Annotated in this window: 18 protein-coding genes; 10 read left to right on the forward strand and 8 right to left on the reverse strand. The window is 60.3% G+C overall.

Going from position 1 to position 21,400, the window contains the following annotated elements:
* Window positions 1-53: 53 nt before the first annotated feature.
* The 7 genes from nusA to ACP148_RS15680 form a co-directional block, all read right to left on the reverse strand.
* The gene (gene nusA, locus ACP148_RS15650; protein ID WP_425033569.1) at window positions 54-1,670 is read right to left on the reverse strand and encodes a transcription termination factor NusA; all 1,617 of its coding nucleotides are present in this window, start codon (window positions 1,668-1,670) and stop codon (window positions 54-56) included.
* Window positions 1,671-1,674: 4 nt separating this feature from the next.
* A complete protein-coding gene (gene rimP / locus ACP148_RS15655; protein WP_421952138.1) occupies window positions 1,675-2,304 on the reverse strand; it encodes a ribosome maturation factor RimP in 630 nt (209 codons plus the stop codon).
* A gap of 95 nt (window positions 2,305-2,399) precedes the next feature.
* Window positions 2,400-3,101 carry a tRNA (guanosine(46)-N7)-methyltransferase TrmB gene (gene trmB, locus ACP148_RS15660; protein WP_421952139.1) on the reverse strand — a complete coding sequence of 234 codons (702 nt, stop codon included), beginning with the start codon at window positions 3,099-3,101 and terminating at the stop codon, window positions 2,400-2,402.
* A gap of 73 nt (window positions 3,102-3,174) precedes the next feature.
* Complete coding sequence (gene metK, locus ACP148_RS15665) at window positions 3,175-4,344, reverse strand: methionine adenosyltransferase (RefSeq protein ID WP_421952140.1); 1,170 nt, start codon at window positions 4,342-4,344, stop codon at window positions 3,175-3,177.
* A 142-nt stretch (window positions 4,345-4,486) separates the two neighbouring features.
* Entirely contained in the window at window positions 4,487-6,106 is a 1,620-nt protein-coding gene (lnt, locus tag ACP148_RS15670) for an apolipoprotein N-acyltransferase (protein WP_421952141.1), read from the reverse strand.
* Window positions 6,107-6,415: 309 nt separating this feature from the next.
* Entirely contained in the window at window positions 6,416-7,345 is a 930-nt protein-coding gene (locus tag ACP148_RS15675) for a response regulator (RefSeq protein WP_421952142.1), read from the reverse strand.
* The gene (locus ACP148_RS15680) at window positions 7,332-10,703 is read right to left on the reverse strand and encodes a hybrid sensor histidine kinase/response regulator (RefSeq protein ID WP_425033570.1); all 3,372 of its coding nucleotides are present in this window, start codon (window positions 10,701-10,703) and stop codon (window positions 7,332-7,334) included. The genes ACP148_RS15675 and ACP148_RS15680 overlap by 14 nt, the downstream gene beginning before the upstream one ends.
* Window positions 10,704-10,938: 235 nt before the next feature.
* On the opposite strand from ACP148_RS15680, the gene urtA reads away from it, so the two are divergent.
* The 9 genes from urtA (at window position 10,939) to ACP148_RS15725 (ending at window position 18,712) form a co-directional block, all read left to right on the forward strand.
* Window positions 10,939-12,240, forward strand: a complete 1,302-nt coding sequence (urtA, locus tag ACP148_RS15685; protein ID WP_421952143.1) for an urea ABC transporter substrate-binding protein — start codon at window positions 10,939-10,941, stop codon at window positions 12,238-12,240.
* A gap of 97 nt (window positions 12,241-12,337) precedes the next feature.
* On the forward strand, window positions 12,338-13,951 hold the full coding sequence (gene urtB, locus ACP148_RS15690) for an urea ABC transporter permease subunit UrtB (protein WP_425033571.1): 1,614 nt from the start codon (window positions 12,338-12,340) through the stop codon (window positions 13,949-13,951).
* On the forward strand, window positions 13,948-15,171 hold the full coding sequence (urtC, locus tag ACP148_RS15695; RefSeq protein ID WP_421952144.1) for an urea ABC transporter permease subunit UrtC: 1,224 nt from the start codon (window positions 13,948-13,950) through the stop codon (window positions 15,169-15,171). Before urtB ends, urtC begins: the two co-directional genes overlap by 4 nt.
* Window positions 15,172-15,176: 5 nt before the next feature.
* A complete protein-coding gene (gene urtD / locus ACP148_RS15700) occupies window positions 15,177-15,932 on the forward strand; it encodes an urea ABC transporter ATP-binding protein UrtD (RefSeq protein ID WP_421952145.1) in 756 nt (251 codons plus the stop codon).
* Between the two features lies 1 nt (window position 15,933).
* On the forward strand, window positions 15,934-16,635 hold the full coding sequence (gene urtE, locus ACP148_RS15705; protein WP_421952146.1) for an urea ABC transporter ATP-binding subunit UrtE: 702 nt from the start codon (window positions 15,934-15,936) through the stop codon (window positions 16,633-16,635).
* 38 nt (window positions 16,636-16,673) lie between these two features.
* A complete protein-coding gene (locus ACP148_RS15710) occupies window positions 16,674-17,471 on the forward strand; it encodes an urease accessory protein UreD (RefSeq protein ID WP_421952147.1) in 798 nt (265 codons plus the stop codon).
* A gap of 14 nt (window positions 17,472-17,485) precedes the next feature.
* Window positions 17,486-17,788 carry an urease subunit gamma gene (locus ACP148_RS15715; RefSeq protein WP_421952148.1) on the forward strand — a complete coding sequence of 101 codons (303 nt, stop codon included), beginning with the start codon at window positions 17,486-17,488 and terminating at the stop codon, window positions 17,786-17,788.
* An 11-nt stretch (window positions 17,789-17,799) separates the two neighbouring features.
* Window positions 17,800-18,390 carry a HupE/UreJ family protein gene (locus ACP148_RS15720; protein WP_421952149.1) on the forward strand — a complete coding sequence of 197 codons (591 nt, stop codon included), beginning with the start codon at window positions 17,800-17,802 and terminating at the stop codon, window positions 18,388-18,390.
* A gap of 10 nt (window positions 18,391-18,400) precedes the next feature.
* On the forward strand, window positions 18,401-18,712 hold the full coding sequence (locus tag ACP148_RS15725) for an urease subunit beta (RefSeq protein WP_421952150.1): 312 nt from the start codon (window positions 18,401-18,403) through the stop codon (window positions 18,710-18,712).
* Window positions 18,713-18,800: 88 nt separating this feature from the next.
* Here the strand turns inward: ACP148_RS15725 and ACP148_RS15730 are convergent, their stop codons facing one another.
* Complete coding sequence (locus ACP148_RS15730; RefSeq protein ID WP_421952151.1) at window positions 18,801-19,478, reverse strand: hypothetical protein; 678 nt, start codon at window positions 19,476-19,478, stop codon at window positions 18,801-18,803.
* A 158-nt stretch (window positions 19,479-19,636) separates the two neighbouring features.
* On the opposite strand from ACP148_RS15730, the gene ureC reads away from it, so the two are divergent.
* Window positions 19,637-21,349, forward strand: coding sequence for an urease subunit alpha (gene ureC, locus ACP148_RS15735; RefSeq protein ID WP_421952152.1), 1,713 nt, complete (start codon window positions 19,637-19,639; stop codon window positions 21,347-21,349).
* Window positions 21,350-21,400: the final 51 nt, after the last annotated feature.

Below are 21,400 nucleotides of genomic sequence, written 5' to 3' on the forward strand. Positions count from 1 at the left end.
TGCGGCGCCCTTTACTCTTGTTCTGCCAAGCTCCTCAATGAGGAACAGTGTCACTATTGTGCGACCTCGCCCTCGGCAGGGACTTCGTCCTCACCTTCAGGGGCTTCGGCCTGAGGCAGGTCGTCCTCTGTGATCCACCCCGCCTTGAGGCGCGCTGTCATAATCATGTCCTCGGCCTCTTCCCTCGAAAGGGGGAAGGCCGAAAGGGTTCCCTCGAAGCGCTTGGTTTCGCCATCCTTGCGCTCAGTCCAGCCGATCAGGTCGTCGGCGATGCAACCGGCGAAGTCTTCGACAGACTTGATCTCATCCTTGCCCAGGGCAACCAGCATTGCCGCCGACAGACCCGGAATATCGTAAAGCGCATCCTCGACGCCAAGCTTTTGACGCTCTTGGTCGAGCTCGCGTTCCTGGGCATCGAGGAACTCGGTGGCGCGGTTCTGGATTTCGCCAGCGGTTTCCTCGTCAAAGCCGCCGATCGAGGCGATTTCGGCCAATTCCACATAAGCCAGTTCCTCAATCGAGGAAAAGCCTTCCGAGGCGAGAAGCTGAGCGACCATTTCGTCCACGTCGAGCGCGTTCATGAACAGCGCCGTCCGCTCGGTGAATTCCTTCTGGCGGCGTTCGGATTCTTCCTGTTCGGTCAGGATGTCGATGTCCCAGCCGATCAGCTGGCTGGCCAGGCGCACGTTCTGGCCCCGGCGACCGATGGCGAGGGAGAGCTGCTCATCGGGAACCACCACTTCGATGCGCTCGGCCTGCTCGTCGAGCACCACCTTGGCAACGTCGGCGGGCTGGAGCGCCGAGACGACCAGATCTGATATATTGTTCGTCCAGGGGATAATATCAATCTTTTCGCCCTGCAATTCGCCGACGACCGCCTGAACGCGGGAGCCGCGCATACCAACGCAGGCGCCGACAGGATCGATCGAGGAATCCGAGGAGGTCACGGCGATCTTGGCGCGCGAACCCGGATCGCGGGCGATCGAGCGGATGGTAATGATGCCATCGTAGATTTCCGGCACTTCCTGGGCAAACAGCTTCGCCATGAACTGGGGATGGGTGCGCGAGAGGAAAATCTGCGGGCCGCGCTGCTCGCGGCGCACGTCGTAGATATAGGCGCGCACGCGGTCGCCGTAGCGGAACTGTTCGCGCGGAATCAACTCGTCACGGCGGATGATGGCTTCGCCCCGACCCAGATCGACGATGACGTTGCCGTATTCGACGCGCTTGACCGAACCGTTGACGATTTCACCAACACGGTCTGCATATTCCTCATACATGCGGTCGCGCTCGGCGTCGCGCACCTTCTGAACGATGACCTGCTTGGCCGATTGCGCCGCGATGCGACCGAACTCGATCGGGGGCAGCGGCTCTGTCACGTAATCGCCGAGCTTGGCGGCGTCATTTTTGGCGAGCGCTTCCTTGAGCGAAATCTGGCGGCCGTACTCCTCGACGCGCTCGACGATTTCGAGCAGGCGCCACAGGCGCAACTCGCCGGTGCGGGGATTGATTTCGGCCTTGACCTCGGTTTCGGCGCCATAGCGAGCCTTGGCGGCGCGCTGGATAGCCTCTTCCATAGCCTCGATGACGATCATGCGGTCGATGGACTTTTCGCGCGCCACGGCATCGGCGATCTGCAAAAGCTCCAACCTGTTCGCTGAAACGGCCATTGGATCAATTCTCCTGGGTTCGCTCGTCGGCGTCACCGCCGTCGGTTTCATCAATGATGGTTTCGACGTCCTCATCGGCTTCGTCGTAATCGGGGTTCTCTGCCTGACGCTCGCGCGCCTCATCGAGCAGCTTTTCGGTCATCAAGAGCTTTGCTTCGGCCAGAAGCGCCAACGGCAGCACGTGAACGGGCTCGGTGCCCGCCGGTGCGTCGGGAAGGCGGATCGAAAAGGTATCATCGCCAGCGCCGACGATATCGCCGCGGAAACGCTTGCGGCCCTCTATCATTTCGGCAAGTTCGACCTTGGCTTCGTGTCCGATCCAGGCTTGGAAGTCGCGGGCCCGCACCAGCGGCCGGTCGACGCCGGGCGAGGAAATCTCGAGGTGATATTCGCGGTCGATCGGGTCTTCGAGGTCAAGCACCGGGTTAAGGTCGTGATGGAGCTTTTCGCAGTCCGTGATGGCGAAATGCCCGTTCTCGTCTTCGCACATGATCTGCAGTGTGCAGCCATTGTCGTTGCTGATGCGCACGCGAACGAGATCATAGCCCAGCGATTGGGCCACCGGCTCGACGATTGCCGCAACACGCGCTTCAAGTGCGGATTCGCGGATATAACGTTTAGTATTGGCGCTCATGCCTACCCTGATCGAGGTAATAAAAAAGAGCGGGGCCGGTTGGCACCCACTCTCTCATTTTCCGAGATTGTTACGCTTCATATAGCGCCGCATCGTCACGAACGCAAGAACTCGAAATAAAAGCTCTTCATGCGTCCCTGCCGGCGAGCCTTCTGCTCGTACCGTGTTGGCTGCCAGCCGGGATAGGGCGCGTGCCAGGCACCGGGTTCTGCGATGGGCCAGTCAAAACTATCGGTCTTTAAAATGTGGGCCAGCGTCCAATTGGCGTAATCTTCGATGTCGGTGGCGAACCGAAACGTTCCGCCGGGCCTGAGCACGCGGGCAAACTGGGCAAGGATATTGAACTGAATCAGGCGCCGCTTGTGGTGTCGTGGCTTGGGCCAGGGATCGGGATAGAGAACGTAAAGGCAATCGACCGAGGCGTCGGGCATGACGGCAAGCAGCTTGATGACGTCGTCGGGAAACAGCGCGACATTCTCGATGCCTTCGATATCGATGGTTTCGAGCAGCTTGCCGATGCCGCCGGTAAAAACCTCACAGCCGATAAAGCCGTCCCGAGGATTTTCGCGGGCCACGCGGGCGAGATGTTCTCCGCCACCGTAGCCGATTTCGAGGTGAATGCGTTGTGCGTCCGGGAACAGCGCCCTGGGATCGACAGGCGCGGAAATATCGACCATCAGTGCCGGCAGCAGGGTTTCGAACAGCGCCTGCTGGCCCTTGTGCAGCTTTTTGCCGGCGCGGCGCCCGAAAAAGGCGCGCGGTCCCTTGGGGTCCTGCGGGATCGGTCTGGACGTCATGGGTTCACTATCAAAAACAAAAGCGCGGCGTGTTGCGCCGCGCTTTACAACCAATGGATCGGCCGGGCAAGGATCAGGTCAACTCGGCACGGATGGCGTCGGCCAGATCGGTCTTTTCCCATGAGAACCCACCATCGGCTTCCGGCTCACGCCCGAAATGGCCGTAGGCGGCTGTCCGTTCGTAAATGGGTTTGTTAAGCCCCAGATGTTCGCGGATGCCGCGCGGGGAAAGGTTCATCACCTTTTGCAGCACGGCGCCGAGCCGATCTTCATCGACAGTGCCCGTACCGTAGGTATCGACGAAGATCGAGAGCGGCTTGGAAACCCCGATCGCGTAGGAGAGCTGGATGACGCATTTTTCAGCCAGACCGGCGGCCACGACATTTTTTGCCAGATAGCGGGCGGCGTATGCCGCAGAGCGGTCGACCTTGGTGGGGTCCTTGCCCGAGAATGCGCCACCGCCATGCGGCGCCGCGCCGCCATAGGTGTCCACGATGATCTTGCGGCCGGTCAGTCCCGCATCGCCATCGGGTCCACCGATGACGAAAGCGCCGGTCGGATTGACGTAGAATTCGTCCTCGGGAGGCATCCAGCCGGTGGGCAGCACCTCTTCGACGAAGGGGCGCACAAGGTCGCGGACGCATTGCTGCGACACGTTCTCGACATGCTGGGTGGAAACGACGACGGCGGAAACCCCGACCGGCTTGCCGTTCTCATACTTCAGGGTCACCTGGCTTTTGGCGTCAGGGCCGAACTGGGGGGCAGCGCCGGAATGGCGGGCTGCCGCCATATTCTTTAAGATTTTGTGAGCGTAAGTGAGGGGAGCCGGCATCAATTCGGGCGTCTCGTTGACGGCAAAACCGAACATGATGCCCTGATCGCCGGCACCTTCATCCTTGTTGCCCGATGCATCGACGCCCTGGGCGATATGGGCGGACTGCTCATGCACGTGGCAGGAAACATCGAGGGTCTTCCAATTGAAACCCTCCTGCTCGTAGCCGATCCGTTTGACGACACCGCGCGCGATGTCTTCCATGCGCTCGGCGTCTATGGCCTTAGGGCCGCGCACCTCGCCCGCGAGAACGATGCGGTTGGTGGTGGCCAAGGTCTCAAGGGCAACGCGCGAATAGGGATCTTCGGCAAAAAACGCGTCCACGATGGCGTCGGACACCTGATCGCAGATCTTGTCGGGATGGCCCTCGGAAACCGATTCCGAGGTGAAGAGATAGGAAGAACTGGCCACGTTAAACCTCATTTCAACTGGCGAGGGCGCACGCGGAAGTGCGCGTGCCCAGACTCAATCCCGGGCACTTTCGAATTTGCTTTTCGCAGGTTGGAACGCGGAAAGCAAGGGCGACATAAAGAAAGCTTTATATGAAATTCGGTCAATCGAGGCGCTTGAGGCGCCGACGCCAGCCCGGCAGAGCAACGAGCGCGCCCAAGATCAGCATGCCGGCCAGCGGCCAATGGCGGTACTGGGCAAAAAATGTCGGAGCGATCGGTTGAGCCGGCCGGCCCTTGATTGCGCCGACCATGCCCTCGGCCATCATCGCATCGATGCGCCCAAGCGGATCAACAATGGCGGAAATGCCGGAATTGGCGGCGCGGACCAAAGATAGTCCCTCTTCCACAGCCCTGACGCGGGCGTGGTGGAAATGCTGGGCCAATCCCATCGAACCATCGAACCACGCGTCGTTGGTGACCACGAGAATGAACCCTGCTTCGGCCACGGGGGCACCAAGGCTGCCGGGAAAAACGACCTCGTAGCAGACAAGCGGCAGAATGGGAGGGGAGCCGGGCAATCGAAACAGTCGGCGCTCGACACCAGCAGCCCAGCCTTCCGACCCTTCAACCATCTGGGTGATGCCGAACCGGCGCAGGACATCGCCGAAGGGCAAATATTCGCCGAACGGGACGAGATGGGTCTTGTCATAGGAAGTCACGACCTCGCCCTCCCCGTTGAAGGCAAGAACGGAATTGAACGGCTTTGCGTCGGGCAGTATTTCGCCATTGGCGCCGTAGGGCTGACGGGGAGCGCCGGTCAAAAGCCAGATATTGTCCGGCAGGGTGCGGGCGATGCGGGCGAGCAGCTCGGGCTCATTGGACAAAAAGAATGGGATTGCGGCCTCGGGCCAGATCAGATGGGTGACATCATCGAGCCCCTGGTCTTCAGAATTGGTCCGCATGGTCGACAGATCGAGCAGGCGCGTGATCGTTTCCTCGCGCGCAAAGGTCTGCCATTTGACATCCTGTGGGATGACCGGTTGGACGATGCGCAGCACGACGTCCTCAAACGGCTCGGTCCGCGTTTCATTGAGCCGAAAATTGCCCCAGCCGATCTGCGCGGCGAGCAACCCGAACGCCGCAAACAGGGGAAGGACGCGAACGAACAGCGAGCGCTCAGCGGCGGGCCAGACCAGGGCCGGCGTCGCCGAAATAAGGACAGCCACAAATGTCAACCCATAGACGCCGACAAGGCTGGTTGCCTGCATCATCTCAAGGTTTGCGGTCAGCGCGTAGCCCAAAAGATCGAACGGAAAGCCCGTGAACAGATGCCCCCGAGTCAGTTCCGCCAGAGTCAGCGCCGTCGCAAGAGCGAATATCCGCCCCGGTCCCGCCGACCAGAAAAGGTGAGCGAGCGCCGTGCCCAGTCCCCAGAACACTGAAAGCAGCAGCGCAAGTCCGGCCACCGCAAAGGGCATGACGAACAGCAGCCATCCGCCGTCGACGAAAAAGGCAGCGCCAACCCAGTGCAGGGCGACGAGGAAGTAGCCAAAGCCGAAAGCGAGCCCGATGCGAAAGGCCGGGCCCAATATGGCGGCACGGATCGAGCGTTTGCGTTCGGCGCCATCGAGGGCCCAGACCAGCACCGGCATGGCGGCAAACAGAGCAACGAGAAAAAAGACCGGAGGGGCCGACAATCCGGCCAACGCGCCCGCGACGACCAGCAACAGTAAGCGCCGCCACCCATGGGCGAGCATTGCAAACTCGGCAAGAGCGGTCATGGCGGTCCTTGCGCATCGAATCACTTGGCCAGAACCGTGACCGCGCCGCCCGAAACGGTCAACTCTTGCCAAGCATCGCCACGTATTTGATGCGCGCGAATCTGGAAATGCCCCGTACGCCTCGCGAACGTACGGGGCTTTGAGATTGTGGTGCAAACAACCTCTGCCGGAGGATATCCGACGCTCTTGTAATACCGCACTATGACGACCTTGTCATTTAACAAATGCCTGAAAAATGTGCACGTCGCAGCAGCAGCGGTGAGCAGCGCGACCGGTTTTTAATCACTTTCTCGCGTCTTGGGCGAGCGCCTAAAATTCCGCAATAACCTGCAGCGCTTGCACGGCCTTGATGGCGGCAGACGCCCGATTCTCAACGCCGAGCTTGGCATAGACCTGTTCGAGATGCTTGTTCACGGTCCGGGGGCTAAGCCCCAGAATGTCGCCAATATCCTTGTTGGACTTGCCGCGGGCAATCCACAGTAACACTTCGCTTTCGCGCTGAGTCAATCCAAACGATTGGCGCAGGGCATCTTCGGTCCCTTCCGTCCGGGCACTCGATAGCCGGAACAGATATTCCTCTCCGGCGACGAGACCCAGGAACGAAAACTGCAGGCCAGGAGAACCGGGCGCGGCGACATCAAATCCACTACCGACATTGTGAGTACCACCGGTGTTTCCCAGCCAGGCCAGAAAGCGCTCTGACATGCGCAGGTCCCGCTCGGCATCGATGCCCGAGCGAGTCAAAAGGCGGCTGGCCTGCGGGGTCGACCAGAGCAGAGCCCCCTCGGTGGCAAAGGCGGCAAGGTGGCGTCCTGCAGCGTCCAAGGCGATGTGCGCGCTTTGCGCGCGGCGCGCATTGGCCAGATGCACCCGGATCCTGGCCCGCAATTCATCGACATTGATGGGCTTGGAAAGATAGTCGACCCCGCCGCTACCCAGCGCATGGACGATATGCTCGGTCTCGGTCAGCCCGGTCATGAAGATGATCGGGATGTGGGCAAGAGCAGGCATGGTTTTGAGCCGGCGGCAGGTTTCAAAGCCATCAAGACCCGGCATCACCGCATCCATGAGCACGACGTCCGGTGCAATCCGATCGGCAATGCCGAGCGCCATTTCCCCAGAACGCGCAACGAGGACGGTCAGCCCCGCATCCTCGAGCGCGGCAGTCAGAAACCCCAGCGATTCCGGGGAATCATCGACCAGCAGCACGATATCGTTTTCGCGCTCAATCGGGCTCATGGCTCATCCGTTCCACAAGCTCGGCATAGCCGTCGAAATCGAACACATCCATATGGCGGCGCAGAGCCTCGACCAGAGGAAGATTTTCGGGTCTGGCGGCCAATTCGCTGAGCTTGGCATCAATACCCCGGACATGCCCGATCTGTCCCAAACTGGCAAGGTCGCGCAGGTGGTGACTGCCTGGCGAGCGCAATTTTTGGAGTCGAGTCTCGGACGCCAGGCCGGGTTCGGCGTATTCCCAATCGATTTTGAGGTGGGTGCCAAGCTTGTCAAGGAGCTGATTGAGATCGACGGGTTTGGCCAAAGTATCGGTGTGGCCGGCATCCCCGCCCATCGGTCCGGCGCCATCCCCGATATTGGCCGACAGCAGAACAATTGGCGCGCTGACGGCCCGCTGCCTCAAAGCTGCGGCCAGCGCCCACCCACTCATGCCCGGCATGCGGATGTCGAGCAAGTAAAGATCGGGACGAACGGCATCGAGATGGGAAAGACAATCGGCTCCATCGATCGCCGTCAGAACCGTAAAGCCGAGCGGTGCCAGCAGTTGGCGCATTACATCGCGATGCTCGGCATTGTCATCGACCACCATGATGGTGCGGCGTTCCCCCGTGTAGCCTGTCACCCGGCGGCGGTCGGCACCCGCCTTGTCGAGCCGTTCGACGCGGGTGAGCATCAGTCTGGCCTGAAACCGGGTGCCCGAGCCCAAGGCGCTTGAGACGGTGATTTCCCCACCCAGGGTTTCGGTTAGAAGCTTGGTGATGGTCAGCCCGAGACCGAGGCCGGGGGCAAAACGGGAGCGCTCGGCCTCGCCGCGCACAAAAGGCTCGAAAATGCGTTCGAGATCATCGCCGGCAATGCCGCTGCCCGTATCGGCGACGATGAAGGTCGCCACCTGCGAACGATACGCGATCTCGAATGTGACGGCACCGTCGGATGTGAACTTGATGGCGTTGGACAAGAGATTGACGAGGATCTGGCGCAGCCGTTTTTCATCGGTTCGCACATATTGCGGCAGCATGGGCGAGCGGACATGGATGAACTCAAGCCCCTTGGCCTCCGCCTGGAGCCTGAACATGTCCACGAGCTGGTCAAGGAAATCCTGGATATTGATTTCGTTGGAGTAGACCTGCAGCCGTCCCGCCTCGATCCGCGAGATGTCGAGCAGCCCGTCGATCAATCCCGACAGATGTTCGGCGCTGCGGCGGATCGTCTGGACCGAGCCGCGGCGATTGGCGGGAATCCCCCGGTCACGCTCAAGTATTTGAGCATACCCCATAACGGCGTTGAGCGGGGTGCGCAGTTCGTGGCTCAATCCGACAACGTAGCGGGATTTTGCGTTGTTGGCGGCTTCGGCCTTTTCCTTGGCGCGTTGCAACTCGGCATCGGTTTTCGAGTGGGCATCGATTTCCTTGAGCAACAAGGTGTTCTGGCGCGAACTTTCTTCCTCGGCGACCAGGCGGCTGTCATGGGCGAGCACCAGGAACCAAGTCATGATCCCGGCTGTCACCGAGAAAACGAAAAACACGACGAGAAGGGTTCCGCCGACCACGTCGGCGGTTTCGGGCGCGAATTGGGCGGCCAGCCCATAGATGAGCGCGAGTGCCCCGCCGAGCAAGGAGACCGCAACCATGGTGGCGGTCGCATATCGCCCCAGCCGGGACTGGAGTTTTTCCACGACCCAGTCGGGCAATATGGTGGCAGCCACGGCCTGGGTCTGTGCGCGGAAATGGGCGTGCGGCTTGCACATGTCATGGCAACGCGCATCGAGAGAGCAGCACAGCGAACAGATCGGTGCGGCGTAGGCAGGGCACCACGCCATGTCCTCGGGCTCGAACGGGTGTTCGCAGATCGAGCAGGTGAGAGTCTTTTCCTCCCGCCATTGGCGGCGCGGCTTGCGGGCCAGATAATATTTGCCCCTGGTGACCCATGCCAGGGCGGGCGAGGCGACAAAACACACGACCAGAGCGATATAGGGCGACAGCGCCGCCGCCATGGTGCCGAAGGCCCCGAAATGGGCGGCCAGCGCAATGGTGGCCGACAGGAACATCGAGCCCACACCGACCGGATTGACGTCATAGAGATGGGCGCGTTTGAATTCGATTCCCGGTGGGGCCAGTCCCAGCGGCTTGTTGACAAACAGATCGGCTGAGATCGAGCAGAGCCACGCCATGGCGATTATCGAAAAGATACCAAGAGTTTCTTCGAGGAGCCGATAGATGCCCAATTCCATCAAGAGCAGCGCGATCGAGACATTGAACATCAGCCAGACGACGCGCCCCGGATGGGAGTGGGTAAGTCGGGAGAAAAAATTGGACCACGCGAGCGAGCCCGCATAGGCGTTCATGACATTGATCTTGAGCTGGCTGATGACCACGAAGACGGCCATGAGCATCAGCGCCAGAAACTCGTTGGGAATCATGTAGCCGAAGGCGATGGCGAACATGTAGCCGGGCTCGGAGGCGTGTTCGGGTGACACGCCTGCCGAAAGGGCAAGAAAGGCCAGGAACGACCCGGCCAAAAGCTTGGGCGCTCCAACGACGACCCAGCCCGCGCCCGCCAGGAACACCCCCAGTTTATGCCGCCATTTTGGCATCTTTTTCGCCGGCAGGAAGCGCAGAAAATCCACCTGTTCGCCGATCTGGGTCATGAGTGCGAGGATGACGGCTGAGGCCGCGCCGAACTTGGCGACTTCGAACGGAGCAATGGAGCCGGGTTCACCAGGCGGTTGGTCCAGGCCCGTAAAGGCACGCCAGAGATCGAATTTTTCCCAATCCATGAAAGCGATGAAAAAGAACGGCAGAATATTGAGGACGATCCAGACCGGTTGGGTCAGTATCTGGAAGCGCGAGATCATGGAGATCCCATGGGTGACCAATGGAATCACCACAAGGGCCGAAATGATATGCCCGAGCCAAAGCGGGATGCCGAAGGCCAGTTGCAGGGCGCTCGACATGATCGATGCTTCAATGGCAAAGAGAATGAAGGTGAAGCCCGCATAGATCAGCGACGTGATGGTCGAGCCGATATAGCCGAAGCTCGCTCCACGGGTCAGCAGATCCACATCGACCCCGTGGCGCGCCGCGTATCGGGCGATGGGCATTCCGACAAACAGGATCGCTATCGAGGCGACCACGATGGCGATCATCGCGTTTGTCGTCCCGTAGCTCAGCGTAATGGCGCCACCAATGGCTTCAAGCGCCAGAAATGAGATTGCGCCGATCGCCGTCTGGGAAATCCGATCGTTGGAAAAGCGGCGCGCCGACTTAGCGGTGAAGCGCAAGGCGTAATCTTCCAGCGTTTCATTGGCCACCCAGCGGTTGTATTCGCGCCGGATGGGGATGATTCTTTGTCGCGCCATCGATCGTCTAGTTTTTAGCCATTTTATTTGGCTGCACAAAAATTTTCCAAAACCTCCATAGCATGGATTGCGTTGGAATCACGCGGCTTTTCATGCCTCGGCCCTCAATTTGCTGGCTGCGAGCAGCCTGGAGGTACGTCAATCGACGTATAGGGTCCGCTCAAGGAAGTGTCCCAAAGTCCGGCAAGGACGTCAGGCAACGGCGTCTCGGGGAACCAAACTGAGGGATATCACCATGAAGAAATTCAGCGCATCGCGCGCTTTGCTTGCCGCGGTTCTGGCCAGCAGCATGAGCCTGCCGATGGCGCCGGCCATGGCGCAGGATGAGGGACCGATCAAGGTCGGCATTCTGCACTCGCTTTCGGGCACGATGGCAATCTCGGAAACCACGCTCAAAGACGTCATGCTGATGCTCATCGAGCAACAGAATGAGGCCGGGGGCGTGATGGGCCGCCAGCTCGAGCCGGTCGTCGTCGATATCGCATCGGACTGGCCGCTTGCCGCCGAACTGGCACGCCGGCTGATCGAAGTCGATGAAGTCGATGCGGTCTTTGGCTGCTGGACGTCGGTGTGCCGCAAGTCGGTGCTTCCAGTGTTTGAGGAACTGAACTCGCTGCTGTTCTATCCGGTCCAGTACGAGGGCGAAGAATCCCAGCGGAACGTTTTTTATACTGGCGCATCACCCAACCAGCAGGCGATCCCTGCCGTCGATTATCTTATGAACGAAGAAGGTGTCGAACGCTGGGTTCTGGCCGGCACCGATTATGTCTACCCCCAGACCACCAACAAAATCCTCGAGCAATACCTGCTCGACAGCGGCGTGGCGTCGGAAGACATCATGATCAACTACACCCCGTTCGGGCATTCGGACTGGCAGACGATCGTTTCCGACATCGTGGCCTTCGGTTCGGAAGGCAAAAAGACCGCAGTGGTTTCCACCATCAATGGCGACGCCAACGTGCCGTTCTACCGTGAACTGGCCAACCAGGGCGTTGCGGCCGAAGACATTCCGGTCGTCGCGTTCTCGGTGGGTGAAGAAGAGCTTTCGGGCTTCGATACCACGCCGCTGGTGGGGCATTTGGCGGCCTGGAACTACTTTATGAGCGTTGAAACGCCTGAAAACGAAGAGTTCATCGCCGCATGGCAGGAATTCATCGGCTCGGAAGACCGCGTGACCAACGATCCGATGGAAGCCCACTATATCGGCTTCAATCTCTGGGTTGACGCCGTTGAAGCGGCTGGCACCACCGATGCCGATGCCGTGATCGACGCGATTGTAGGGCTGGAAACGCCAAACCTGACCGGCGGCACGGCAACCATGCTTGCCAACCACCACATCACCAAGCCGGTGCTGATCGGTGAAATCCAGGACGATGGTCAGTTCTTTGTGGTCTGGGAAACCGAAGACCTGGTTCCCGGCGACGCCTGGTCCGACTATCTGCCCGAATCGGCGATGCTCGAGGCCGATTGGACCGATCCGATTATGTGCGGCAACTACAACACCGAAACCGAAACCTGCGGCGGCTCGGCCGAGTAGGCGCACATCAAGCTCTCCGGGGGCGACCTCGCCCCCGGATATTGCAGGCCTCGACGGCCCGATTTGCCTTCAGCTCGATTGTGAAAGGGGACGCGGCATGCGCAGTCTCAATCGGCTCACCAGATTTGTCTCGGCCCTTTGCCTTGCAGTGCTCGCTTCATTGTCGGCTGGAAGCACTCAGGCGCAGACCGTTACGGACATTGTTCCGACTCTTTATGACGCAAGTCTCGGCGAATTGCGCGATGCCGTTGCCGCCCTGGTGAACAGCGGCGAGGAAGAGGCGCTGCCAATACTTCGCGCGCTCGGCGAGGGCGCGCTCCATGAAGCCGACAATGGCGGAATCTTCATTGAAACCGGACGCGACCAATACACCGATGCGCTGACCGGCGAGGCTGCCGATCTTGGCGCCACCGGAGACATGAGCGTTATCCGGATCAACAATTCGCTGCGCCGCGACATTGCCGCAGCCATCGGCGGCATGACGCTGATGAGCGAAAATCCGGCCACCCGCCGGTCAGCCGCGCAGCAGATGATTTCCAGACCCGACGAGGGCAATCTGGACCTGCTCGAGACCGCCATCGCCGCCGAAGAGGACGCGGGGGTGCGCGCCATCATGGAACAGGCACGCGCCGCGACGCTGCTGGAGACCGGGGTTGAGGGCGATGCATTCGCGCAGGCTGTCGATACCATCGCGGCCCGCGGCGATCGCACGGCGCTCTCGATCCTCAGCTCGGCAAGCGCTGGGGCGAGCGAGCCCCAACTTGCCATCCTCGATGCCGGCCTTGCCCGGATCAATCAATCACTCGCCATCTGGAGCGTCGGCCAGAACGTCTGGTACGGCGTTTCGCTCGGCTCGGTTCTTCTTCTGGCCGCCATCGGCCTCGCCATTACGTTCGGGGTGATGGGCGTCATCAACATGGCGCATGGCGAGATGGTCATGCTGGGCGCCTATGTCACCTTCGTGGTTCAGGAAATCATCCGCACGACGAACCCGGGCCTTTTCGACTACTCGCTGGCTATCGCCATCCCTACGGCCTTTCTGGCCACGGCGATGATCGGCATTGCCATCGAGCGCGGCATCATACGCTGGCTCTATGGGCGCCCGCTGGAAACGCTTCTGGCCACATGGGGCCTTTCGCTGATCATCCAGCAGGGGGTACGCACCATCTTTGGCGCCACAAACCGAGAGGTGGGCAATCCGTCCTGGATGTCGGGTGCGTTCGAACTCGGTGGGCTGGCAATTACCTGGAACCGGATGTGGATCGTGGTGTTTGCGATCGTCGTCTTTGCCCTGCTGCTGGCTGTCCTCAACCGCACCCCCTTAGGTTTGCAGATGCGGGCGGTGACTCAGAACCGGGGCATGGCTTCGGCCATGGGCATCCGAACCCCATGGGTGGACGCGATGACATTCGGGCTCGGTTCGGGCGTTGCCGGGCTGGCCGGGGTCGCCTTGAGCCAGATCGATAACGTCTCTCCCAATCTGGGGCAGGGCTATATCATCGACAGTTTCATGGTCGTGGTGTTCGGCGGGGTCGGCAATCTGTGGGGGACGCTGGTCGGCGCCTTGACGCTGGGCATCGCCAACAAGTTCCTCGAACCCTACGCCGGGGCCGTTCTGGCCAAGATCCTGATCCTTGTCCTTATCATCCTGTTCATCCAGCGCCGCCCGAGGGGCCTGTTCGCACTCAAGGGAAGGGCGGTGGAAGCATGATGACCGGCAAGGTTTTTGAAAAGCTCGGCACAAAGGCCATCTGGGTGGTCGCCATACTGTTGATTGTCGCGATCGCAGTTCCAGTGTCGAACCTGATGCTTCCCGCCGGTCATCCTCTTCGGGTGCCCAACTACCTCGTTCCATTGATAGGCAAATACCTGACCTATGCCACGCTCGCGCTGGCGCTGGATCTGGTCTGGGGCTATTGCGGCATTCTTTCGCTCGGCCATGGCGCGTTCTTTGCGCTGGGTGGTTATGCCATGGGCATGTACCTCATGCGCCAGATCGGCACGCGCGGCGTCTATTCAAACGCCGAGCTTCCCGATTTCATGGTGTTTCTGGGCTGGCAGGAGCTTCCCTGGTACTGGCAGGGGTTCGACATGTTCTGGTTCGCCGCCATCATGATGGCGTTCGTTCCCGGGCTGTTGGCATTCATTTTCGGCTGGTTTGCCTTCAGGAGCCGGGTGACCGGGGTTTACCTCTCGATCATCACTCAGGCACTGACCTACGCCCTGATGCTGGCCTTTTTCCGCAATGACATGGGTTTTGGAGGCAATAACGGGCTGACCGATTTTCGCGATATTCTGGGGGCACCGATCTCGGCCGCTTCGACCCGCGCCGGCTTGTTTGCGGCTTCGGCAATCCTGCTGGCACTTTGTTTTATCGCTTGCTCGCTCATCGTGCGCTCGAAGCTCGGCAAGGTCATGGTTGCGGTGCGCGATGCGGAAAGCCGGACGCGATTCATCGGGTACCGCGTGGAAAACGTCAAACTCTTCGCTTTTACCGTCTCGGCAGTGATGGCCGGGCTCGCCGGGGCGCTCTATGTGCCGCAGGTCGGGATCATCAATCCCGGCGAATTTGCACCCGCCAACTCTATCGAAGTGGTGATCTGGACGGCGGTGGGCGGCCGCGGAACGCTCGTCGGGCCGATCATCGGCGCAGTGATCGTCAATGCGGCAAAGTCCTATTTCACCGGCACGTTCGCGGATCTTTGGCTCTTTATACTTGGCGGCATGTTCGTTTTCGTGACGCTGTTCATGCCCAAGGGGATCGTGGGCATCTTTACCGCTGCCTGGACCGCGCTGAGGCAGCGCCGCGCCTCGGACAGTTTCGAGAAGGGCGCCGGGCCCATGCCCAGGCCCGAAACCGACGATGCGCCGGTCGAACGGCGCGAGCAAGATCAAGCCCCCCAGGGCGCCAGCCCCTCCCCGGCGGAGTAAGCGAAATGGTTGATACACTGCGTGAAGGATCGCTCCTTTATCTGGACGGCGTTACCGTCTCTTTTGACGGTTTCAAGGCGCTCAATTCTCTCTCACTGCTCGTCAAGCGCGACGAATTGCAAGCCATCATCGGCCCCAATGGCGCCGGTAAGACGACCATGATGGACATCATCACAGGCAAGACCCGGCCCGATACCGGTGAAGTGTTTTTCGAGGGTTCGGTCGACCTGACCAAAAAAGATGAAACCGAGATCGCCAATCTTGGCATCGGGCGCAAGTTTCAAAAGCCGACGGTTTTTGAAAGCCATACGGTCTGGGACAATATCGAACTGGCGCTCAAAAAGCCGCGCGGGGTTTTTTCGTCCTGGCTCTATTCGCGCGATAGGGCCGATACCGATCGCATCGCCGAGATATTGGACACTGTCCGGCTCTCCCACAGGAAAGACGAATACGCCGCCAATCTCTCTCACGGTCAAAAACAATGGCTCGAGATCGGCATGCTGCTTGCCCAAGACCCCAAGCTGTTGCTGGTCGATGAGCCGGTGGCCGGCATGACCGATTCTGAAACCGAGGAAACCTCGAAATTGCTCAAGTCGATTTCCAGGCACCACTCGGTCGTGGTTGTGGAACACGACATGAGTTTCGTGCGTGATCTTGATTGTCGCGTGACGTGTCTGGCCGAGGGCTCAGTGTTGGCGCAAGGCTCACTCGAACATGTCTCGGCCGATCCGCTGGTCATTGAACGCTATCTGGGACGCTGACATGACGACACTGACCGTTACCGACGTCGATCTCCATTATGGCGCAGCGCAGGCGCTCAAGACCGTTTCAATCACCGCCCGGCCTAACAAGATCACCTCGGTCCTGGGGCGCAACGGGGTGGGGAAGTCCTCGCTGTTGCGGGCCATAACCGGAACGCACCCGATTTCCGGCGGTACGATCACGCTCGAGGATTTCGAACTCAAGAAAATTCCGCCCTACACGCGGGCGCGAATGGGCATCGGGTATGTGCCGCAGGGGCGCGAAATCTTTCCGCTGCTGACCGTCAAGGAGAACCTGCTTACCGGCTACGCACCGCTCAAACCCAAAGATCGTTCGATCCCCGACACGATCTTCGAGCTGTTTCCGGTGCTCAAGACGATGCTGGGCCGACGGGGGGGCGATCTTTCGGGCGGACAACAGCAGCAATTGGCTATCGGACGGGCGCTGGTAACACGTCCGAGCCTTCTGGTTCTCGATGAGCCGACCGAAGGCATTCAGCCATCGATCATCAAGGATATCGGCCGGGCACTTCAGTTCTTGCGCGATGAGATGGGCATGACCATCCTGCTGGTCGAACAATATCTCGATTTCTGCCGCGAATTGAGTGACCATATCTACGTCATGGATCGCGGGGAGATCATGCATTCAGGTCCCGCTGCAGATCTCGATGATCCCAACGTCAAACGGCATTTGATGGTCTGATGCTCGAAAGTCCGGTTTTTCAGGGTGGAACAGCCCCGATGCAGCGCGCCGAGGGCGAGGGCCGCGTCGCGACCAAGGCACGCTACGGACTGTCGGTGCTCGATACGCTGTATCAGTCCGGTTGCGGCAAAATCCGGGTACCCAAGGCTTACGGCAACTGGCTCGAGGCCGTACTCATCAACACGTCCGGCGGGCTGACGGGCGGCGACAGGATGACCTGGTCCGCGCGGGCGGCCGCCGGAACCCATCTCACCCTCACAACGCAAGCATGCGAGCGCGTCTATCGGTCAACCGGCGGGGCTGCGCATGTCACCTCCAGACTGATTGTAGAGGCGGGGGGGCGGCTCGACTGGCTGCCGCAGGAAACGATTGTGTTCGACGGCTCGTCGTTGGACCGGACGATCGAAGTCGAGGTGGCTGGCGATGCTGTTTTTCTCGGACTCGAAGCGATTATCCTCGGGCGCGAAGCGCATGGCGAAGATGCGATTTCCGCGCAGATTTCGGATCGTTGGCGCGTGCGGCGGGACGGCGAACTCCTGCACGCCGAGGTCGCCCGGCTCGACGCGGATGACCGCCTGGCGAGGGACAATATGGCGCTTTTGGGTGGCGCACGGGCCTATGGAACGCTGTGCTACATCTCTGAAGATGCCGAACGGCATGTCGGACCGCTCAAAGCGCTAATGGCCAATCACCCCACTGCCGGGGTTTCCAGGATCGGAGACAAGATCGTGCTGCGCGCGACGGGCAGATCGGGCTATCATCTGCGCAAGATCATCATGCCGGCAATCGCCGCGCTTTCGGGAGCCGGGGCCGTTCCCAAGCTCTGGTCACTCTAAAAAAGGGAGGCACAATGAACCTCACACCCCGGGAAAAAGACAAGCTGCTGGTCTCGATGGCTGCCATGGTGGCGCGGCGTCGGCTCGAGCGCGGCGTCAAGCTCAACCATCCCGAAGCCATCGCGCTCATTACCGATTTCGTCATCGAAGGCGCCCGCGACGGGCGCCCGGTCTCTGAACTGATGGAAGCGGGCGCGCATGTGATTGCCCGCGACCAGGTGATGGAGGGCATTGCCGAGATGATTCACGATATCCAGGTCGAAGCAACTTTTCCCGACGGGACCAAGCTCGTCACCGTTCATTCTCCCATTCGCTAAGGAGCCCGTTCATGTTCAGACGCTTATTTGCCGCGCTCGTCTTCTTTGTCGCCGCTGCGGCCCCCGCCTTCGCCCATCTCGATCCTATCGAGCACGGCTCGTTTGCCGCCGGGTTCAGCCATCCGCTGTTCGGGCTCGACCATGTCCTGGCCATGGTCGCCGTTGGTCTTTGGGCCGCATCTATTGGAAGGAGGGCCTTGTGGGCCGTGCCAGCAGCCTTTGTTGCCACGATGGCGGTGGGCTTCGGCGCCGCACTGGTTGGTATGCCGCTTCCGTTCGTCGAGCCGGCTATTTTGGCCTCGGTGATCTTTATCGGCATCATGATGGCTCTGGCCCTGCCACTACCAACGGCGGGCGTCGCCGCGATGGTCGCATTCTTTGCGCTGTTTCACGGGCATGCGCATGGCGGGGAAATGGGCGAGGCTGGCGCGCTCGGCTATGCGGGAGGCTTCCTTGTCGCCACCGCGCTGCTGCATGCAATCGGCGTTGGGGCTGGTCTTGGTCTGGGACGCATTCTAGCAACCACTCGGCGTACCATCTTTACACGGATTGCAGGTGGTCTGACCGCGCTTGGCGGGCTATGGCTGATTATCGCAGGTTAAGGATAGCGATATGATCCCGGGCGAAATCATCCCGAAAAGCGGCGAAATCGAACTCAATGCGGGCCGTGAAACGGTCACGATCGAAGTCGCAAATACCGGAGACCGCCCCATCCAGGTGGGCAGTCACTATCATTTTTTCGAAACCAATGCCGGGCTGGCGTTCGAAAGAGAGCGAGCGAGGGGCATGCGGCTCGATATTGCCGCAGGCACCGCCGTCCGGTTCGAGCCGGGCCAGACCCGCGAGGTGACCCTTGTCGCTTTGGATGGAGACCGCCGGGTCTTCGGGTTTCGCCAGATGGTCATGGGACCACTGGATAAATGAATTGAGACGGACCGGCGTTTTCCATTGCGGGCAGAAAAAGAGGCGAGGTGCCGCAGCACCCCGCCCATCGCACCTTACGTCTCGACGCTTATTGGGCCACTTCGCCTTCGGCGGAAGCATCCGCGTCGGCTTCATCTTCAACGCTCATCTCAGATTCCACGGCGTCGTCGGCAAGGCCGGCGTCTTCAGCCGCTTCGGCTTCAGCCGAACTCTGGCTGTCCACAAAGACCGTCAGAGCACCGTCGGCCTGGGTCCAGACAGCGACAACTTCGCTTTCGGTATAGCCTTCGGCCTCGAGAGCAGCCGTGATATCGGCGTTGCCCGAGATATTGGACTGCAGAAGGTCGATATCGGCCTGGAAATCCCCGCGCGCTGCCGCAAAAGCATCGGCAGTGAATTCGCCGTCCTCGCCAAGCGAAGAAATCTCGACGATTTCAATTTCGGTATCCGCAGTCACAGCCGAGAAGTCAGCCGTGCCGGCACCATGGATCGCGTCGTCAAGGTCAGCATAGGTGTACGCGCCAGCGGAACCATCGGCACCCACGCCCACGCTTGTCTCACCAGCGCCTTCGGCAGGCATGCCCGCGTCCACGCCGGCATCAACCCCAACATCGGCTCCAACGTCAGCGTTGGCGTCTTCGCCGCCCAGTTCGGTCTGGACGCCACCGTCAAGGGTAACGCCAGCGTCGGCGTCCTGGGCCAGGGCTGCAAGCGGCATCGACAGAGTCAGAGCCGTACCAATTGCAAGAGCAGAGAGCTTATTCATTTTCATTCTCCGTTTGAGTTCGGTTTTACCGCCCCTCTGGAGCCTACAAACGAGCAAACCGGCCCAGGGTTGCAATTTGGTTCGAGGCAATCGGACGCATTCAAATTGGATCATGCCTGCCCAAAGGGCCGAACTTTACCTTCGATGAGGAGCTGAACATGGCTGCCAGAATTTCCCGCGCGCTTTACGCAGACATGTACGGCCCCACGACAGGCGACAAGGTGCGGTTGGCCGATACCGAGCTGTTCGTAGAAGTGGAAAAAGACTTCACGCTTTATGGTGAAGAGGTGAAATTCGGCGGCGGCAAGGTGATCCGCGACGGCATGGGGCAATCGCAGGTCACGCGTGCCGCGGGAGCGGTGGACACCGTCATCACCAACGCACTGATCGTCGATCATACCGGAATCTACAAGGCTGATATTGGACTGAAGGATGGCCTTATCATTGCGATTGGAAAGGCGGGAAATCCCGATACCCAACCGGGCGTCAACATCATTGTGGGTCCGGGCACGGAAGTTATCGCCGCAGAGGGCAAGATCGTCACCGCTGGCGGATTCGATGCCCACATCCACTTCATTTGCCCGCAACAGATCGAGGAGGCCCTGACCTCGGGCGTGACCACGATGCTGGGAGGTGGCACCGGGCCGGCGCATGGGACCCTGGCCACGACGTGTACGCCCGGCGCCTGGCATCTGGGCAGGATGATCCAATCGTTCGACGCCTTTCCCATGAACATCGCCCTGGCGGGAAAGGGCAATGCGTCCAGGCCCGAAGCGCTTGTCGAAATGATAATGGGCGGCGCGGCGGCCCTGAAGCTGCACGAGGATTGGGGAACGACGCCTGCCGCTATCGACAACTGTCTCTCGGTCGCCGATGCCTATGACGTGCAGGTGATGATCCACACCGACACGCTCAATGAATCGGGTTTTGTCGAAGACACCATCGATGCCTTCAAGGGGCGTACCATCCATGCGTTTCACACCGAAGGAGCCGGTGGCGGGCACGCGCCTGATATCATCAAGGTGTGCGGGCTCGAAAACGTCATCCCCTCATCGACCAATCCGACCCGTCCCTATACGCGCAACACATTGGCTGAGCATCTCGATATGCTGATGGTCTGCCACCATCTCGACCCTTCGATTGCCGAAGACGTAGCGTTCGCGGAAAGCCGCATCCGCAAGGAGACCATCGCTGCCGAGGATATCCTGCACGACATCGGCGCGTTCTCCATCATTTCGTCCGACAGCCAGGCCATGGGCCGGGTGGGCGAGGTCATCATCCGCACCTGGCAGACCGCCGACAAGATGAAGCGCCAGCGCGGAGCCTTGCCCGAAGAGGCAGGCGACAACGACAATTTCCGGGTCAAGCGCTATATCGCCAAATACACGATCAACCCGGCCATCGCGCATGGCATTTCGGCCCATATCGGATCTATCGAAGTGGGAAAGCGGGCCGACATGGTGGTCTGGAATCCTGCCTTTTTCGGCGTGAAACCCGAACTGGTGCTTTTGGGCGGAATGATCGCCACCGCGCCGATGGGCGATCCCAATGCTTCGATCCCCACGCCCCAGCCCATGCACTATAGGCCGATGTTCGGCGCCTATGGCAAAGCGATCTCCAACACGTCGGTGACCTTCGTATCCAAGGCCGCGCTCAAAAGCGGGCTCAAGGACAATCTGGGCGTCGATAAATCAATGCTGGCGGTTGACAATACCCGCGGGGGTATCGGCAAATCAGCGATGATCCATAACAACGCCACCCCTGAAGTGACGGTCGACCCGGAAACCTATGAGGTGCGCGCGGATGGCGAACTGCTGACCTGCGAGCCCGCCGACGTACTGCCCATGGCGCAGCGGTATTTCCTGTTCTGACGTTCGAGCAAGCACCAAGGTCACGTATGGCCTTCGCGACGGATCGGTCCT

This window comes from Pelagibacterium sp. (genome assembly GCF_965249125.1).
Lineage (GTDB): Bacteria > Pseudomonadota > Alphaproteobacteria > Rhizobiales > Devosiaceae > Pelagibacterium.

What these genes read in the sequence shown, in the direction of transcription:
- nusA (WP_425033569.1), bottom strand. Translation starts at nt 1,670, where the DNA reads ATGGCCGTTTCAGCGAACAGGTTGGAGCTTTTGCAGATCGCCGATGCC.
- rimP (WP_421952138.1), bottom strand. Translation starts at nt 2,304, where the DNA reads ATGAGCGCCAATACTAAACGTTATATCCGCGAATCCGCACTTGAAGCG.
- trmB (WP_421952139.1), bottom strand. Translation starts at nt 3,101, where the DNA reads ATGACGTCCAGACCGATCCCGCAGGACCCCAAGGGACCGCGCGCCTTT.
- lnt (WP_421952141.1), bottom strand. Translation starts at nt 6,106, where the DNA reads ATGACCGCTCTTGCCGAGTTTGCAATGCTCGCCCATGGGTGGCGGCGC.
- ACP148_RS15675 (WP_421952142.1), bottom strand. Translation starts at nt 7,345, where the DNA reads ATGAGCCCGATTGAGCGCGAAAACGATATCGTGCTGCTGGTCGATGAT.
- ACP148_RS15680 (WP_425033570.1), bottom strand. Translation starts at nt 10,703, where the DNA reads ATGGCGCGACAAAGAATCATCCCCATCCGGCGCGAATACAACCGCTGG.
- urtA (WP_421952143.1), top strand. Translation starts at nt 10,939, where the DNA reads ATGAAGAAATTCAGCGCATCGCGCGCTTTGCTTGCCGCGGTTCTGGCC.
- urtB (WP_425033571.1), top strand. Translation starts at nt 12,338, where the DNA reads ATGCGCAGTCTCAATCGGCTCACCAGATTTGTCTCGGCCCTTTGCCTT.
- urtC (WP_421952144.1), top strand. Translation starts at nt 13,948, where the DNA reads ATGATGACCGGCAAGGTTTTTGAAAAGCTCGGCACAAAGGCCATCTGG.
- urtD (WP_421952145.1), top strand. Translation starts at nt 15,177, where the DNA reads ATGGTTGATACACTGCGTGAAGGATCGCTCCTTTATCTGGACGGCGTT.
- urtE (WP_421952146.1), top strand. Translation starts at nt 15,934, where the DNA reads ATGACGACACTGACCGTTACCGACGTCGATCTCCATTATGGCGCAGCG.
- ACP148_RS15710 (WP_421952147.1), top strand. Translation starts at nt 16,674, where the DNA reads ATGCAGCGCGCCGAGGGCGAGGGCCGCGTCGCGACCAAGGCACGCTAC.
- ACP148_RS15715 (WP_421952148.1), top strand. Translation starts at nt 17,486, where the DNA reads ATGAACCTCACACCCCGGGAAAAAGACAAGCTGCTGGTCTCGATGGCT.
- ACP148_RS15720 (WP_421952149.1), top strand. Translation starts at nt 17,800, where the DNA reads ATGTTCAGACGCTTATTTGCCGCGCTCGTCTTCTTTGTCGCCGCTGCG.
- ACP148_RS15725 (WP_421952150.1), top strand. Translation starts at nt 18,401, where the DNA reads ATGATCCCGGGCGAAATCATCCCGAAAAGCGGCGAAATCGAACTCAAT.
- ACP148_RS15730 (WP_421952151.1), bottom strand. Translation starts at nt 19,478, where the DNA reads ATGAATAAGCTCTCTGCTCTTGCAATTGGTACGGCTCTGACTCTGTCG.
- ureC (WP_421952152.1), top strand. Translation starts at nt 19,637, where the DNA reads ATGGCTGCCAGAATTTCCCGCGCGCTTTACGCAGACATGTACGGCCCC.